Raw genomic sequence first — 15,797 nt, forward strand, 5'->3', positions numbered from 1 at the left:
ATTAAATGCCTATCATGAGTATACAGAAAATAGACATAACGCGAGTCGGAGAGGACCGTGGTCGTGGAAACGCTTCAAGACACTTTGGAACAGCCGGCGCCTGGCTCCGCGGGGCAGCCGGATATGCCGGGCGCTGGGCGCGCTGCTGGCCGCTATTCGCTTGGCGAAAGCCATCGCTGGACGAACGAGCCTTCGGGTCGCGCCGAGGCTGCAAACGCAGATCGGGAAATGGTTCGGTCGCAGGCGACATCGCATGAGGTTTCGACTGCGGCCCATGCGCGGAAGGCACCTTCGGCAAGAAGCGTGACGTCGCTGCCGGCCGATGATGCCACTTGCGGCTGGTATCACCTCAGCCGCCGTCGCACACCGCGTCCCGTCGCATTCGGAGAAGTGCGGGCGCCCTGGGTCGTTGTCGGTGCCGGCTATGTCGGTCTAGCAGCGGCCCGGCAACTGGCGATGAACTTCCCGAACGACGAGATCGTTCTCGTCGAAGCGCAGGAGGTGGGCTTCGGAACGGCCGGACGCAATGCCGGCTTCGCCATCGATCTGCCGCACGACATCGGTGCGGCGGACTACATCGGCGATCTTGGCACGGCCAATCTGGTGCTCAAGCTCAACAAGCTTGGCCAGACCTATCTCAAGGACATCGTCGATCTCTACGGCATCGACTGCCAGATGCGCGCTTCGGGCAAGTATCAGGCGGCGGTGGAGGAGCGGGGCATCGCGGTTCTCGATGCCTATCGCGGGGGTCTGGACCGCCTTGGCCAGCCTTACGAAGTGATCGAGGGCAAGGACCTCCCGGACCACATCGGCACCGGCTTCTACAAGAAGGCTCTGTTCACGCCTGGAACGATGCTGGTCCAGCCCTCCGCACTGGTGAAGGGACTGGCAGACACGCTTCCCGCCAACGTGACGCTTTATGAGCATACGCCGATCACCGGCGTCAGCTACGGCCCGCAGATCGTGCTCACCCATGCGACCGGCCGCATCGTCGCGGACAAGCTGATCCTTGCCAACAACGGCTTCGGCATGGCGTTCGGGTTCCTCAAGGACCGCATGCTTCCGGTGTTCACTTACGCCAGCCTCACCCGTCCGCTGAGCGAGGAAGAACAGGCACGCCTCGGCGGTAGGGACTTCTGGGGCCTGATCCCGGCCGATCCCGCGGGCACCACGCTGCGCCGAACCCATGACAACCGCATGCTTGTGCGCAACAGCTTCAGCTACCATCCGGGCGGCATCAGCAACCCGCGTGAACGTGCGATCGCCGCCAGGCGTCACCGCCGCTCGTTCGAACGGCGCTTCCCGATGCTGGCGGGCGTTCCCTTCGAATATACCTGGGGCGGGGCGATCGTCATGTCGCGCAATCACGAATCCCAGTTCGGCGAGCTAGCGCCCAACGTCTACGGCGCGCTCTGCTGCAATGGCCTTGGCATTACCCGTGGCACCGCGACCGGCGTGCTGCTGGCCGACTGGCTGGCGGGACGGCGCGGCGAAGTCATCGACTTCCTGCTGGCCTCGCCCGGCCCCAACCGCAATCCGCCGCATCCGTTTCTGGACATCGGCGTCAACGTGAACCTGGCCTGGGCCCAGCACAAGGCCGGCCTCGAAAGCTGATCCCCATCAAAGAGCAAAAGCCGTTTTGGGGGCGATAATCAGAACACCCGGAGAGAAGCATGAAAAGGATCACACAAACACTAGAGGACGTTCCTCTGAACAAGTTCCACCAGATGCTGACGGTTCGCGCGAGCGGCGGCTCCTTCGTCGATGGCTACGTGTTGAGCGTGGTCGGCGTCGCGATGGTCCAGGCCTCGGCCGCGCTGCGGATGACACCGTTCTGGGAGGGCCTGGTCGCGGCATCGGCGCTCATCGGCATTTTTGCCGGCGGAATGGTCGGCGGCGCGCTGACCGACAGGTTCGGTCGCAAGCGGATATTCTTCGTCGGGCCGATCCTGTTCGTTCTCTTCTCGCTCGCCCAGCTCTGGGTGGATACTCCCTTCGCCTTGTTCGCCTGCCGGTTCTTCCTGGGCGTTGCCGTGGGCATCGAATATCCGGTGGCGACCGCGCTGCTGGTCGAATTCCTGCCCAAAGCCAGTCGGGGGCCGCGCCTCGCAACGCTGACGATCATGTGGTTCGCGGGGGCCGCGACCGCCTATATCCTGGGCAATGCGATCCTGACATTCGGCGGCGACCAGGGCTGGCGACTGGCCTTTGCGAGCACGGCCCTGTTCGGTCTTGCACTGTTCCTCGTTCGCCTTGGCACGCCGGAATCGCCGCGCTGGCTGCTCAGCAAGAACCGACGCGCCGAAGCGGATCAGGTCATCCGTGAGGTATACGGCCGTAACTATTCCACCGCCAACCTGACCGAGGACCCGGCGCGCGAGAAGGTCTCGCTCTGGGGCCTGCTCAAGGCCGGCTACGGGAAGCGCCTCGCCTTCGTCAGCCTGTTCTGGACCTGCTCGGTGATCCCGGTCTTCGCGGTCTATGCCTTCGCTCCCAAGGTGCTGATGGCGCTGAACCTCCACGACAAGTGGGCTGCTTTCGGCTCGATCGCCATCACCCTGCTGTTCGTCGTAGGCTGCATCGGCGCCACCATGCTCATCAACGCGATCGGTCGGCGCCCGATGGTGATCCACAGCTTCCTGTGGTCCGGCCTCGCACTGCTCCTTTTGGGCCTGTTCGCCAACGGCGCGCCTGCCTTGATCCTCATCCTGTTCGGCGGCTACGCGCTGCTGATCGGCGGCGCGCAAGTGCTCCAGCTGGTCTATCCCAACGAGCTGTTCCCGACCGAAATCCGCGCCAAGGCGGTCGGCTTCGGCACCTCGTTCTCGCGGATCGGTGCGGCCATCGGCACCTATCTCGTGCCCGTGTCGCTCGACCGGCTCGGCATTGCCGACACCATGTACATTGCCGCCGCCGTGACCTTTGTCGGCCTTGCCGTCTCCTGGTTCCTCGCGCCGGAAACCCGCTCCCTGAACCTTGCGGATGCAGCGGCGCTGCGCCCCGGGTTCGCCTGATCACTCTCGAACTCCCGATCCTCCCCATCACGAAAGGACCCTTGCCATGAACTTCGCCATGAACTTTGACGGTATCTTCACCCCCGCCATCACACCGCTCGCAGCGGACGGCTCGATCGACTACGCCGCCTTCGACGCGGTGCTCGAACACCTGATCGCCAGCGGCGTCCACGGTATCGTCATCGGCGGCTCGACCGGCGAATACTATGCGCAGACCCCTCAGGAACGCCGCGATCTGGCCGAGCGTGCCCATGCCGTGATCGGCGGCCGCCTGCCGCTCGTCGTCGGCACCGGCGCCACCCGTACCGAAGACGCGGTGGACTTCGCCGTCCATGCCAAGTCCATCGGCGCGGACGCCATCCTCGTCACGACGCCGCCTTACGCCCTGCCGACCGAACAGGAAATCGCCCACCACGTCCTGACGATCGACAAGGCGGCCGACCTGCCGATCATGCTCTACAACTACCCCGCGCGCATGGGCGTGAGCATGGGCGATGAATTCTTCGGCGCCATCAAGGGTACGAAGAACATCATGGCGATCAAGGAAAGCTCGGGCGACACGCTGCGCCTGCACCGCATCGCCAGCGAACATCCCGAAATCCAGCTGTCCTGCGGCTGGGACGATCAGGCGCTGGAATTCTTTGCCTGGGGCGCGCGCAGCTGGGTCTGTGCCGGTTCGAACTTCGTGCCGCGCGAACACGTCGCGCTCTACGAAGCCTGCGTGCTGGAGAAGGACTTCGCCAAGGGCCGCGCCATCATGGCCGCCATGCTGCCGCTGATGGACTTCCTTGAAAACGGCAAGTTCGTGCAGTCGATCAAGGCCGGCAGTGAGATCATCGGCCTCAAGACCGGCGGCGTGCGCGCGCCGCTCCTGCCGCTCGACGAGAACGAGAAGGACGCCCTGACCGCAGTCGTCGCCGAGCTGAAGAGCAAGGTCGCCGCCGTCGCCGGAAGCACTGTCGATGCCTGATCTTCTCTCCAAGGCCGAATACGCCGCCCTTGCGGAAGGGCTCACCTTGCCGACGCAGGCTTTCATAGATGGTTCGTTCCGTCCGGCACGCGCCGGACGGACGTTCGAGACGACCAACCCGGCAACGGGCGCATCCCTGACGCACATCGCCGCCTGCGACGATAGCGACGTGGAGGCGGCGGTCGCCGCCGCCCGCACCGCTTTCGAAGACGGCCGCTGGCGCCAGCTCTCGCCCGGCGAGCGCAAGCACACACTGCTGCGCTTCGCTGATCTGCTAGAGCAGAACGCCCGCGAACTGGCAGTGATGGAAAGCATCGACAGCGGCAAGCCGATCCGCGAATGCGAAACGGTCGATATTCCGGAAAGCATCCACACCATCCGCTGGCATGCCGAACTGATCGACAAGGTCTACGACAGCACCGCCCCTGTCGGCTCCGACACGCTGACGCTGGTGGTGCGCGAGCCGATCGGCGTCGTCGGGCTGGTACTGCCCTGGAACTTCCCACTGCTGATGCTGGCGTGGAAGATCGGCCCCTCGCTGGCGGCAGGCTGCTCGATCGTGGTCAAGCCCGCGGCCGAAACCACGCTTACCGCATTGCGCGTGGCCGAACTGGCACATGAGGCGGGCATTCCGGCAGGCGTGTTCAACGTCCTTCCCGGCAGCGGGCGCGATGTGGGTGAGCCGATCGGGCGCCACATGGACGTGGACATGGTGAGCTTCACCGGCTCCACCGCCACCGGCCGCCGCTTCCTGGCCTATGCAGGGGAATCCAACCTCAAGCGGATCGTGCTGGAGTGTGGCGGCAAGAACCCCGCCGTGGTCATGCCGGACGCCGAAGACCTCGACGCGGTGGCGCAGCACGTGGTCAATGGCGCCTTCTGGAACATGGGCGAGAATTGCTCCGCCTCGTCGCGCCTGATCGTTCACGCCGATGTGAAGGACGCCCTGCTGGAGCGCATCGCGCACCACTTGCGCGACTGGAAACTGGGCGATCCGCTCGACCCCGAAAACCGGTTGGGTTCGATGGTCAGCCGCGCGCATTTCGACAAGGTTCGCTCCTACCTTGAACACGCTGCGTCCGAACAGATGAACGTCGTCAGCGGCGGCGGCACGAAGGATGACATCTTCGTCGAAGCCACCATCGTCGATGACGTCACGCCGGATAATCTCCTCTTCCGGGAGGAAATCTTCGGCCCCGTGCTGGCAGTGACGACCTTCCAGACGATCGAGGAGGCCATCGCGCTTGCCAACGACTCGATCTACGGCCTGGCCGCCTCCGCCTACACCGGCAGCCTCAAGAACGCCGTGCGCCTCGCGCGTGAGATCCGCGCCGGCGTGGTGACGGTCAACTGCTTCGGAGAGGGCGACGCGACCACGCCGTTCGGCGGCTACAAACAATCCGGCTTTGGCGGCCGTGACAAATCGCAATGGGCGCACGACCAGTACACCGAGATCAAGACCATCTGGATCGACGTGTCGAACTGACGGCGCTCGCTTCACCGTCCGCCATAAGGCCACTCCTCGGCGGGATTGGCGGACGGTGAGGGTCCCACCACCGCATGAGCGGAAAATGGCCGAAAGCCCGGTTTAACGGGCGCGGCACCGGAGGATGTCATGAAACCAGTTGCCCCCGCGCCGCGGGGATCGGGAGAGTATTGCCCATCGAGGGGCCGATGCAGGTGGTCGCTGTTCGGATCGGCCATGAAGGCCGCGTCAGTCGTTCTGGTCTTCGCGCTGGCCACACCTGCGCAGGCCGATGAAGCCGAAACGGGGGCAGCCAACCTCGATCCGGCAGCCGGCGATCCCGGCGGCATGGGCCAGCCGACCCCGCCGCCGTTCGAAACCGCGCCGGCCGCCCCGTCCTCAGGTCTCAAGCTCGGCGGAGCCATTCGCGGGCGTTACGACTTGCGCTTCAACAACGTCGGCAGCGACGGCCAACGGCGGACCTCCAGCAATCTCTCGTTCGACACGCTGATCCTGAAGGCGGACTACGATTCCCCGACCTTCTTCGGCGCCGCGCAGTACCGTTTCTATGGCGGCAGCTTCCTCTACGGAAAGGCCTCGGGCTACCATAACTATCCGGGCGAAATCAGCTTTCCGGTCTACGCCTACGCCGGGGCGAAGCTGTCCAACCAGGACAAAATCGCGGTCGGCATCCAGCCGGTTCCCTTCGACGATCAGTTCTGGGGATCTGCCTTCCTCAACTCCATGGGCTTCGTCATCGGCCTTGAGGAAGTCTACAACGCCGGCATCACTTACACGCACGAGGAGCCCGCCTTCAAGGTCGAGGCGGGGTTCTTCCCGACCACCGCGCCCAATGCCTTCGGCATCAGCGAGGATGCGGCGCGCTATTCGGTCAACATCGTCAAAGGCGATCCCGCCAATCCGCTCGCCAGCCGCAATGCGGAGCGCAATATGATGGTCGGCCATGCGCAGTACCGGCTGTCGTCCTCCGCGACCGGCGAAGTCTCGGTCTCCGGCTCGGCGTGGCTCTCCACCGTCCACAACTTCGACACTGATCGGGATGGGTGGAGGCGCGCTTTCGCCGTGAGCGTCAAGGCCATCGAGGGGCCATGGCATGCCAAGCTCCTGGCCGCGCGGCAGGACATGTCGCTGCGCAATCCGGGCAGCGAGCAGACCGTTACCGTGGGCAACTTCGACGCGCCCTTCAACATCGCCGCCGATGGCACTCTGCTGTTCGGTGAAGTGGGGCGGAAGGTAGAAACGGGCAGCTTTCCGTTCTCGCTGCAGGTCTTCGCCAACTACGCTTACTTCGCGAAGGCGCGCACCGAATTCAAGGACAGCCAGCGGCTCGATCTGGGTGCCTACTGGGCTGACAAGGCGACGGGGCGGATCCGGATCTGGTCGGAATTGCTCGTTGGCCGGAACGACCCTTTCATCGGCGCCGGGCAGTACGCGACCGGCGCGGCGCAGGGCGGAGACGACCATCTCAAGGTCTCGTTTCTCGCCGTTTTCGGCTACTATTTCTAACGGATGAGGACATTCGCCATGAGCGAAGACGATATCTATGCAGAATTCGCGCAGCAGGGCGTCGCGCTCGAACGGCTGGAGCACCCGGCCGTGCATACGGTCGAGGAAAGCGCGGCGATCCATCAGGCGTTGCCGGCGGCCCATACCAAGAACCTGTTTCTCAAGGACAAGCAGGGCAAATTCTGGCTGGTGACGCTGCCGAGCGATCGGCGGGCGGATCTCAAGGCTTTTGCCCTGTTGCTGGGCGCGGGCAAGTTCTCATTCGCCAAGCCGGAGGACATGGAGCGCCTGTTGCATGTCACGCCGGGTTCGGTGACGCCGTTGGCCGCCGCGAACGCCGCTGGCGAAGTCACTGTCGTTTTCGATGCAGCATTTGCGGAGGATCAGCGGATCGCGGTCCATCCGCTGCGCAACACGGCAACGATCGCCCTGTCGTTCGGCGCGCTGGAAGCATGGCTTCGCGCGAAAGGCGTCGAAACCAAAGTGATCGCCCTGCCATGAGCCGCCTGCCGATCCGGTCCAAAGCTGAAACCAGCGATACTCCCCAGTCAGGAGAGCCCATGCATTCCCCCCAAACTCCGATCCTTATCGACGACGTTGCGATCAACCGCTTCCATCAAAAGCTGACGCTCAGCGCCTGTATCGGCTGGACCATGGTGGGCTATATCGTCAGCGTCATCGGCGTTGCGACGATCCCGATTTCGACCGCCCTCGGCCTCAGCGGCAACGAGCAGGGCATGGTTGCGGCGATGGAACTGCTCGGCGTGTTCTTCGGCGGCTTTGTCGGCGGATGGCTGACGGGACGGTTCGGGCGCCGAAAGCCCTATTTCATGGGGCCGTCGATCATCCTGCTCGTCTCGCTCTCCATGTACTGGGTGGATAGCAGTCACGCGATGGCTCTCTTGAGAGTGATGTCCGGATTGGCTGTGGGTATCGAATATACCTCTGCCGGCTCCCTGTTGACGGAATTTCTGCCGCAGAAAAGCCGGGGCTCAAGGCTGTCGCTGCTGACGGTCATGTGGTTCGTGGGCGCCGCTCTGGCCTACATCTCCGGTAACGTCGTACTGGAAACCTGGGGGCAGGGGGCTTGGCGCCATATCATGGCCAGCCCCGCGATACTGGCGGCGACCATGCTGCTCCTGCGACTGGGCGCGCCGGAATCGCCGCGCTGGCTCCTCAGCAAGGGGCGTCGGGACGATGCGGAACGCGTCATCAGGAAGATCCATGGGCCGGCCTTCTCGCTGCGCAATATCGGCGAGGAAGCTTCGATGCGGAAGATGACCTTCCTGAATGCGATCCGCGCGGGATATGGGAAGCGGATCTTGTTCGTGATCGTCTTCTGGGCCTGCGCCGTCGTGCCGATGTTCGCGCTCTATGCCTTCGTCCCCAGGCTGTTTGCGGCCCTGCACCTGACGGGCGCAATGGCGTCCTACGGGTCGATGGCCATCACCTTGCTGCTTGCGCTCGGCTGCATGATCGCGACCTGGCTGATCAATTTCATCGGCCGGCGGACGCTGATCATCAACAGCTTCCTGTGGTCCGGCCTGGGCCTGCTGGGGCTCGGCCTGTTCCCCAACGCGCCCGGATGGCTTGTGCTTGCACTGTTCGGCCTCTACGCCCTGTTCATCGGCGGCGCGCAAGTTCTGGAAATCGTTTACCCGAACGAACTGTTTCCCACCGAGATTCGCACGGCCGCCGTCGGCGTAGGCGCATCGTTGGCGGCACTCAGCTCGTCGGCGGGAACATGGTTGGTGCCGGTGTCGCTGGAAATGATCGGAATCGGCAACACTATGCTCGTCGCGGCCGCCATCACCTTCCTCGGGCTGATCGTTTCGCTGTTGTTGGCACCGGAAACGGCATCGCTCAGCCTGGAAGAAGCTGCGTCGTTGAAAGGGTAATGGCGGGAGGCGTTCCACAAGTTGGCCTATCGTGAGGCAAGCAGACCCTCACAAAGCGCTCTTGTGCCCTCCATGAATGCATCCACCGATCAGGATCGCCAAATTGCACGATGTGAATGGTAGTCATACACCGGCCGCATTCGACCAATCTGGAATTTCTTTCCTATCGGCGAAGCCTCTTGGCGGGGCGGGATTGGCAGCTCGCGACCGGCTCAAGATATTCGGCGTTGGTGATCTGAACGTCAGCCCTTTCTGGAACCAGCCATTTGTAACGCTGACAGGTGCACGGCAATCAGCGTGTTTGCACGCTCCAAGACCAGATCGCAGGAAGAGGGCTTCCGAACTATCTGGTCTTGGATGACCTTGAATACCTGCTCAGCGCATACAAGCGCGCTCAGTCGAGTCCGAGCGCGTTCCTGATGATGTAGTGCAGGTCGGTCTGGTCGAGCAGGCCGCTCACGTTCACCGCTCGCGGGCCATAAGCAGCGATCCGTAGCTGTGTGCCGGTATGGCCCTGTGACCCTTCTTCAGCCGTGCCGTAGTTTACAGTCATCACGCCGCCCTCGCGCGTATTGAGCGCTGCGGTTAGCCCCGGCGCCTTGGTGCCGTTGCCCACGATCTGGCTGGTGTGGGCGTGGTCGGCCGTGACGATCACCAGAGTGTGTCCATCGGTGCGGGCGAAAGCGAGCGCGGCCTGCACGGCCTCGTCAAGGTCGACCGTCTCGCCGATCTGGCCGCAGGGGTTGGCGGCGTGGTCCTGCTTGTCGATCGATGCGCCCTCGACTTGAAGGAAGAAGCCCTTAGGATTGCTCTTGAGCAGGGAGATCGCCTTGCGCGTCATGTTTGCGAGCGTCGGCAATGTTTCCGTGCGCTCGGCATTGGGCTGGCAGGTGATCGCGGGTTTGTCGATATTGCCGTGGAAGCTGGCTTTCGGACCAGTCCAGCGCACGGGCATGTTACCCTCCGCGAAAATACCGATTAGCGGTTGCCTGTCGTCCGCGCGGGTCACGGCATTGAGGTCGGCAGCGTTGCGCACGATGCGATAGCCGCGCTCCTGGGCCTGCTGCGCCAGCGTCTTGCCCTTCCATTTGCCCACGGCCGCCTTCTCGGCAAAGCTGGCGGCGCCGCCACCCAGGACGAGATCCGCACGCGTATTCAGCATCTGCTCGGTGATCGATCCCGCCCCGCCATTCTCCAGCGCATTCTGCGGGCAGGCCTTCAGTGTGGATGTCGGCGCGTAGCATTTACGCTGCGTGACGTGCGCGATCTGGGCGGCAGGTGTCGCGTCCTGAATTTCGGCGGTCGATACGTCCCCGGTGGCATAGCCCGATGCCTTGGCCATTTCGAGCAGCGTCTTGTGCGGCTTGCCGTCAATGTCCACCCCGATCGCGCCGTTATAGCTCTTGACACCCGAGGCCCATGCCGTTGCCGAGGCGGCGCTGTCCGTCACATAGTCCGGTTTGCCGGTTTCTCGATCGAGCGAGTAATGGGTGTATTGGCCGGTGAAGGGCAGAGCGTCGATGCCCTTGAAATAGCCGCCGGCGCCCTCGGCATAGTTGCGCGCGAGCGTGATCTCGGAATCGCCCATGCCATCGCCGATGAGGAGAATGACGTTGCGCACATCGCCCTCCGCCGCAAGCCTCGCGTACGTCGCGCGCATGTCTCCGGGGAGGCGCCGGGCGCCGCCCGGCGCGCGCACATCGCCGCGCGCGGCACGCGACAGATCGGGTGCTGCCTCCTGCGCGAGCGCAGGCTGGCACGAAAGGGCGAAAGTAGCGGCAATGGCGAGGCGCGAGATCATCGGGTTAGGCACTCCAAAGCGTGAGGCGGATGAAAGCGGGCCGGCGCAAATCGATCACGCGCCGGCCCGGTAAGGTCATGGGATCAGAGCTGCGCGCGTACACCCAGGCTGATGCGGCTTCCCGAAAACTCGTAGGTAGTCGGGAAGGCAGGGTCCATCGTATAGCCGGTCGTCTTGGCATTACCGACGTTGATGCCCTGCAGTTCCACCCGGAAGTTGGGGGCCAGCTGGTAACTTGCGGAGAAGTCGAACTGGCCATAAGCGTTGCGATAGACCGGATACATGTTGCGCTCGATACGCTCCACATATTTGCCCTTGCGATTGTAGGAAACGCGCAGCGAGATCGGCCCCTTGTCGTAGAATACGGTCGCGTTGTAGGTGTTGTTCGAAAGACCGATCGGCGAGGTAGGAATGCCCAGATCGGACTCGCCGGTCAGGGAGCTGTCGAGGAAAGTCACGTTGGCATTGACGCCGAAACCGTCCGCCCAGTCGGCGATCATGACAAACGGGATCACTGCGTTCAGCTCGATGCCGCTGACGTCATAGGAGCCTTCGGCATTTACCGGCTGATAGACGTCGAAGTCGTAGACGCCGTTCACCGTGCCGTTGGCGTTCAGCACGGTCACACCGGGCACCACGCCGGTCAGCTCGTTCTGGACGACGCCCTTGATCTTCTTCCAGAAGTAGGACGCGGCAAGGATACCCCCACGGTCGAAATACTTCTCGGCGCCCACTTCCCACTGGTCGGCCAAAGTCGGCTTGAGGCCCGGATTGCCGTCCGTGTAGCGATAGCTGCTATAGCTCGCGGTCCGCTTGTAGGCGAGGTCGGTGAGGGCAGGACGGATCAGCGTTTGCGACGCGGCTGCGCGCAGGATGAGGCTGTCCGTCAGTTCGGCGTGTGCGTTGAACGAAGGCAGGAACTTCGAGTAGCTCCCCTTGCTGGAGACCGGCTCGGGGGTCAGTCCGGTGCTGCCGTTTGCGTTCTGGACTTGGTGGAAACCCTCTGAATGGATCGCGGTGTGCAGGTAGCGACCGCCGAGATTGACGAAGATGGGGACCGGCGCGTCGAATTCGAGATCGAGCATCGCATATCCCGCCAGCACTTCTTCCTTCACCTTGTAGTAGTTCGCGTCGCTGAAGGGCGTTACGAAATCGTCGGGGCGGAAGAATTGGCGGGCATATTCGTTCGAGACCTGCGCCCAGTCGATGTCCCGCGCCTGATAGGACTTGCCGCCGACGATGTCCGTCACGCTGGTGAGCGGACTGTCAGAAAGCCTGCGCAGGTTCACATAGGCAGTGCTGCCGCGCGTGGGGCCCTGGATCTTCTCTTCGCCATATTCGCGCTCGTTGGTCTTGTTCGTGTACCGGCCGCCGAAGCTGAAGCGCTTGAAGATGGAGGGGCCGAACTCGTAGCTCAGATCGAGCTGCGCTGCATATTTGTCGTCCTTGATCCGCTCGCGTGTCGTCTCATAGGCTTCGAACAGATAGGAGTCCGGCGCATCGTACATGTCGATCGTGCCCGCCGCGGCGCTGGGGATCGTCTCGCCGCCGGTCTCGGTGTAGCGCGTGCGCGAGGGAGCATAGGCGACATGCTTGAGGTTGGCAAAGTCGAGCGTCTTGGTCGCGCCGGAATAGCCGGCCAGCGCATTGACCGACAGCTGGCCGAGCTTCCAGTTCATCTCGCCGCCGAACTGGCGATAGTCGGTCTTGTTGATATATTCCTTGCTCAGGAATTCATGCTGGGTGTTGGTGTGGGAGACGTCCTTCAGCACCACGATGCCCGCGTCGGACAGCGTCGTGGCATCGAATTCGTGGATGGTATCGAGCGTGGAGTTGCTGGACGCAGAATAGCCTGCGGCGTCATATTCGTCTTCGTGCGTCTTGTAGGAACCCACGAACGCATCGAACACGAGGTTGAAATTCTTGCTGGGCTGGTACTGCACCGAACCGGAAAGGCCAAGGCGATCCTGATCGTTCCGATAGACCCTGTCGCCAACCTTATCGAGGAACACGATGCGGTTCTTGTCGGCATTCGAGAAGGTAATGTCCGCGTCGCGCTGGAGCACGGAGATCGCCTGGTTGCGATAGGTCGTTCCCGTACGATCGGTCCAGCGTGCTATCGGGCGGAAGTTGATGCCCGAGTTTGAATCCGTGCGATTGGTGCGTTGCTGCTTGGCAACCGAGACGAGCACGCCGAAATCGCCGAAGGTATCGCTGGCGAGGAAGGAGGCGCTCGGGTCGATCTTCTCGGAGATGGAATTGTAGGCGCCTTCCGCGCTGCCAACGAGGCGCCGACCGGGCGTGTCGAACGGGCGGGCGGTGCGAATGTAGACCGAACCGGCGATGCCACCTTCTTCGTCCGCCGCGGTGGGCGACTTCTGGACAGTGACCGATTGCATGAGTTCGGACGCGAACATGTCGAACTCGACGGCGCGCCCGCCGGATCCCGTAGCGGTGGCGAGCTTGTTGATCGAGACGAACGTGAATTCGGTTGGCAGACCGCGCACGTTGACGCGCGTGCCGAGGCCCTTGTTGCGCTCGATGGTCACGCCGGGAATGCGCTGCAGCGCTTCGGAAAGGTTCTGCTCGGGAAAATCGGCGATGTCGGTAGCGACGATCGAATCCGAGAAGCCCACTGTGGCGCGCTTCATGTCGATCGCTTCGTCGAGACTTCGGCGGTAGCCGGAGACGACGATATCCTCGGCAACGGCGCTGTTGTCGGCGGCCAGAGCCTGCGTGGTCTGCGCGGCTACGGATACCTTGCGCGCCGGAACCGCAGAAACGGCACGCGCGGGAGCGGGAACAGAGCCACGGACGACGAGATAAGTGCCTTCCCGCTTCTCGTAAGTCAGGCCCGACCCTCGCAGCAGTTCGTTCAGCGCCGCATCGGCCGACGTAGCGCCTTTGATCGCGGGCGCCTTCCTGCCCTGCACCAGCGTGTGATTGACGAGGATCTGGACGCCTGCCTGGCGCGACAGCGTGTTGATGGAATCCTCGAGGCTGGCCGACGGCAGGGAAATCCTGCTCTGTGCGATGGCGGGCGAGGCTGCGCATACAGCGCCGATGGTCAGTGCGAAGGCAGTAACGCTCGTACGGAGCGCGGTCTTGAAAGCTGTCACTTTGGTGTTCCCCCTGCGTTTCGATAAACGAGTTCAGACCAAAGACGGGGTTTCACCAAGAATTTCACAATTTTTGTTTTTACGTTTTGAAGGCATTTTTATTTCAATTTCATGAAATGAGAATAGGTCAGTATATGATGATCCTGTCGTCTGTCTTTCGGATATTGAATCCTTGGACAACGGACAGATTTTCAAGCTGACCCATCGGATCAGTTAGCCGGATCCGGCCGCTCACGGACTGCGCGCCCAATTGTTCGCGCGCGAATTCAATCGGTACTGGTGACAGGCTTCGCAAGTCGTCGACGACATCCTTCAGCGGCTTCGCTTTGTACTCGACCCATTCACCGCGCCACGGCGCCACATCACCGGGCTGTACATCGGCGCTGCGATTCACGCCGTTCCGATCAAGGACGGCAGCCTGATTGGCAGCAAGCCTCGTCGGCTTCTGGAACCAGCCCCGCTTTGCGAAGTCCACGATACCAGCGGCGACCGTCACCCTGACATGTGCCGCCTTGCTGACCACTTCAAAACTGGTGCCGATATCGACGATCTCGGCGTCACCGGTCTCGATCCGGAACGGTCGGTCTTCGTCATGGTGGACATTGGCGAACAGCGCGCCCTGACCGAGCTCGATCACACGGTCATGGCGGGTATAGCGGACAGTCACATTCGTGCCTCCGCCCAGCGTCAAACGGGTGCCATCTTCCAGGACGACCTCACGCACCGTGCCGTCGGCCGCTGCAAACTGATGGGCATCTGCCATCCGCATCTCGATCAGCGGCATGGCCTTGTAGCCGCCAACTGCGACGAGAAAGATCGCTGCCGCACTGGCAACAGCCTTGCGGCGCGCCTTCCTGCGCAGCTCGTAATCGTGCAGGGCAGCACCCATATCGGGACCCATGATACGACGCCACATCCCGTCGAACGCGGTCTGATGGCGGGGGTCCTGGTCAATCCAGGTGTCAAATGCGTCCTCTTCGAACGGATCATTGTCCATCCGGCGTTCCACCCACTGAGCGGCTGCCCACTTGATCGGATCGACGTGATTAGCAGGCACGCTGTTCGATCTTTTCGATGGCGGCGTCGAGATCCAGCACGGCGCGGGCGACGTGGTTGCTAACGGCGCTGGGCGACAGGTCGAGCGCCTCGGCAACTTCACCTGCTGATTCTCCGTTGATCCGGCGGCGGATGAAGACGTCCCGGCGCAGCTTCGGCATCGCCTTGAGGATCTCGAAAACCAGGTCGACGAGTTGCTTGCGCTCCAGTTGCACGTCGGCGGTCGGTATCGGGCAAGCGATCGTCACTGACAGTTCGACATGAGGGGCGGTCTTCGTCCGGCGAAAATGATCGCAAACCAGGTTCAGCGAGATCCGGCGAAGGAAAGCTGGGGGATCGTTCACCACGCCGCCGGGCTTCGACTCGAAGCTGAGCAAGCGCAGGTACGCCTCCTGGACAATATCCTCGCTCAGCATGGAGTCACGAACCTGCCGTCCCACGTATTGCAGGAGATTTGCTCGTTGCGCGCGCAAGAGAGACGTGGTGGCACCCATGTCGCGGCGCCTTAAGGACCCTTTGTGACAGTAATGCTGCCTGATCGGTCAGCAGATCACAAACCATCAAGAACGCTGGTTTGATGGGACCCGCGGATGAAGCCGCACTGATCAGATGTTGCCGGACCTAATGGAGAACAATGCTTAGTCCATCCAAAAAAACGCTGAATGAGCCGGCCTGATAGTTTGGGAGAGGATGCCTGAAAGGTTGAGCTATGCCGCAGCTGCGGAAGGCATTGTGCAAGTGCGCGGGCCGTCGGGGCTGGCGTTCGAACTGGTGGGGATTAACCTGGCTGCCGAACGAAGGCGCCGGATCGTAGATACTTGCAATGGTTGTCCGCGTAAGTGTTCTTCGTTGATGAAATCTGATCCTCCGTATTGGATGAGGCGTTTGTTAAATGCTCCCAGATAGGATTTGGGGATTATTTTGCCGCGATGATATGATTAAATCGT

Annotated in this window: 11 protein-coding genes; 7 read left to right on the forward strand and 4 right to left on the reverse strand. The window is 62.5% G+C overall.

The annotated features are described in order from the left end of the window. Positions 1-303 precede the first annotated feature (303 nt). The 7 genes from EDF57_RS12410 (at position 304) to EDF57_RS12440 (ending at position 8,874) form a co-directional block, all read left to right on the forward strand. Positions 304-1,614 carry an FAD-binding oxidoreductase gene (locus EDF57_RS12410; RefSeq protein WP_208324861.1) on the forward strand — a complete coding sequence of 437 codons (1,311 nt, stop codon included), beginning with the start codon at positions 304-306 and terminating at the stop codon, positions 1,612-1,614. 59 nt (positions 1,615-1,673) lie between these two features. After that, the gene (locus EDF57_RS12415; protein ID WP_132266449.1) at positions 1,674-3,014 is read left to right on the forward strand and encodes an MFS transporter; all 1,341 of its coding nucleotides are present in this window, start codon (positions 1,674-1,676) and stop codon (positions 3,012-3,014) included. Positions 3,015-3,072: 58 nt separating this feature from the next. Then, the gene (locus EDF57_RS12420) at positions 3,073-3,984 is read left to right on the forward strand and encodes a dihydrodipicolinate synthase family protein (protein ID WP_134094492.1); all 912 of its coding nucleotides are present in this window, start codon (positions 3,073-3,075) and stop codon (positions 3,982-3,984) included. Beyond that, positions 3,977-5,470 (forward strand): aldehyde dehydrogenase, encoded by a 1,494-nt coding sequence (locus EDF57_RS12425; RefSeq protein WP_134094493.1) that lies wholly within the window; start codon positions 3,977-3,979, stop codon positions 5,468-5,470. The genes EDF57_RS12420 and EDF57_RS12425 overlap by 8 nt, the downstream gene beginning before the upstream one ends. 216 nt (positions 5,471-5,686) lie before the next feature. Then, the gene (locus EDF57_RS12430; protein WP_243841039.1) at positions 5,687-6,976 is read left to right on the forward strand and encodes a hypothetical protein; all 1,290 of its coding nucleotides are present in this window, start codon (positions 5,687-5,689) and stop codon (positions 6,974-6,976) included. A gap of 18 nt (positions 6,977-6,994) precedes the next feature. Beyond that, positions 6,995-7,477, forward strand: a complete 483-nt coding sequence (locus EDF57_RS12435; RefSeq protein ID WP_134094494.1) for a prolyl-tRNA synthetase associated domain-containing protein — start codon at positions 6,995-6,997, stop codon at positions 7,475-7,477. A 59-nt stretch (positions 7,478-7,536) separates the two neighbouring features. After that, complete coding sequence (locus EDF57_RS12440) at positions 7,537-8,874, forward strand: MFS transporter (protein WP_134094576.1); 1,338 nt, start codon at positions 7,537-7,539, stop codon at positions 8,872-8,874. Between the two features lie 394 nt (positions 8,875-9,268). On the opposite strand, the gene phoA is transcribed toward EDF57_RS12440, so the two are convergent. The 4 genes from phoA to EDF57_RS12460 all read right to left on the reverse strand — a co-directional run bounded on the left by phoA (position 9,269) and on the right by EDF57_RS12460 (position 15,344). Beyond that, positions 9,269-10,675 carry an alkaline phosphatase gene (phoA, locus tag EDF57_RS12445; RefSeq protein ID WP_134094495.1) on the reverse strand — a complete coding sequence of 469 codons (1,407 nt, stop codon included), beginning with the start codon at positions 10,673-10,675 and terminating at the stop codon, positions 9,269-9,271. Positions 10,676-10,758: 83 nt separating this feature from the next. Then, positions 10,759-13,794 (reverse strand): TonB-dependent receptor, encoded by a 3,036-nt coding sequence (locus EDF57_RS12450; RefSeq protein ID WP_134094496.1) that lies wholly within the window; start codon positions 13,792-13,794, stop codon positions 10,759-10,761. A gap of 127 nt (positions 13,795-13,921) precedes the next feature. Then, positions 13,922-14,851 (reverse strand): FecR domain-containing protein, encoded by a 930-nt coding sequence (locus EDF57_RS12455; RefSeq protein ID WP_134094497.1) that lies wholly within the window; start codon positions 14,849-14,851, stop codon positions 13,922-13,924. Next, positions 14,841-15,344, reverse strand: a complete 504-nt coding sequence (locus tag EDF57_RS12460; protein WP_134094498.1) for an RNA polymerase sigma factor — start codon at positions 15,342-15,344, stop codon at positions 14,841-14,843. Before EDF57_RS12460 ends, EDF57_RS12455 begins: the two co-directional genes overlap by 11 nt. Positions 15,345-15,797: the final 453 nt, after the last annotated feature.

It is taken from the genome of Novosphingobium sp. PhB55 (genome assembly GCF_004368805.1).
GTDB lineage: Bacteria > Pseudomonadota > Alphaproteobacteria > Sphingomonadales > Sphingomonadaceae > Novosphingobium.

Bases quoted from the DNA above. Each gene is read 5' to 3' on its own strand.
- EDF57_RS12415 (WP_132266449.1), top strand. From the start codon at position 1,674: ATGAAAAGGATCACACAAACACTAGAGGACGTTCCTCTGAACAAGTTC.
- EDF57_RS12420 (WP_134094492.1), top strand. From the start codon at position 3,073: ATGAACTTTGACGGTATCTTCACCCCCGCCATCACACCGCTCGCAGCG.
- EDF57_RS12425 (WP_134094493.1), top strand. From the start codon at position 3,977: ATGCCTGATCTTCTCTCCAAGGCCGAATACGCCGCCCTTGCGGAAGGG.
- EDF57_RS12430 (WP_243841039.1), top strand. From the start codon at position 5,687: ATGAAGGCCGCGTCAGTCGTTCTGGTCTTCGCGCTGGCCACACCTGCG.
- EDF57_RS12435 (WP_134094494.1), top strand. From the start codon at position 6,995: ATGAGCGAAGACGATATCTATGCAGAATTCGCGCAGCAGGGCGTCGCG.
- EDF57_RS12440 (WP_134094576.1), top strand. From the start codon at position 7,537: ATGCATTCCCCCCAAACTCCGATCCTTATCGACGACGTTGCGATCAAC.
- phoA (WP_134094495.1), bottom strand. From the start codon at position 10,675: ATGATCTCGCGCCTCGCCATTGCCGCTACTTTCGCCCTTTCGTGCCAG.
- EDF57_RS12460 (WP_134094498.1), bottom strand. From the start codon at position 15,344: ATGGGTGCCACCACGTCTCTCTTGCGCGCGCAACGAGCAAATCTCCTG.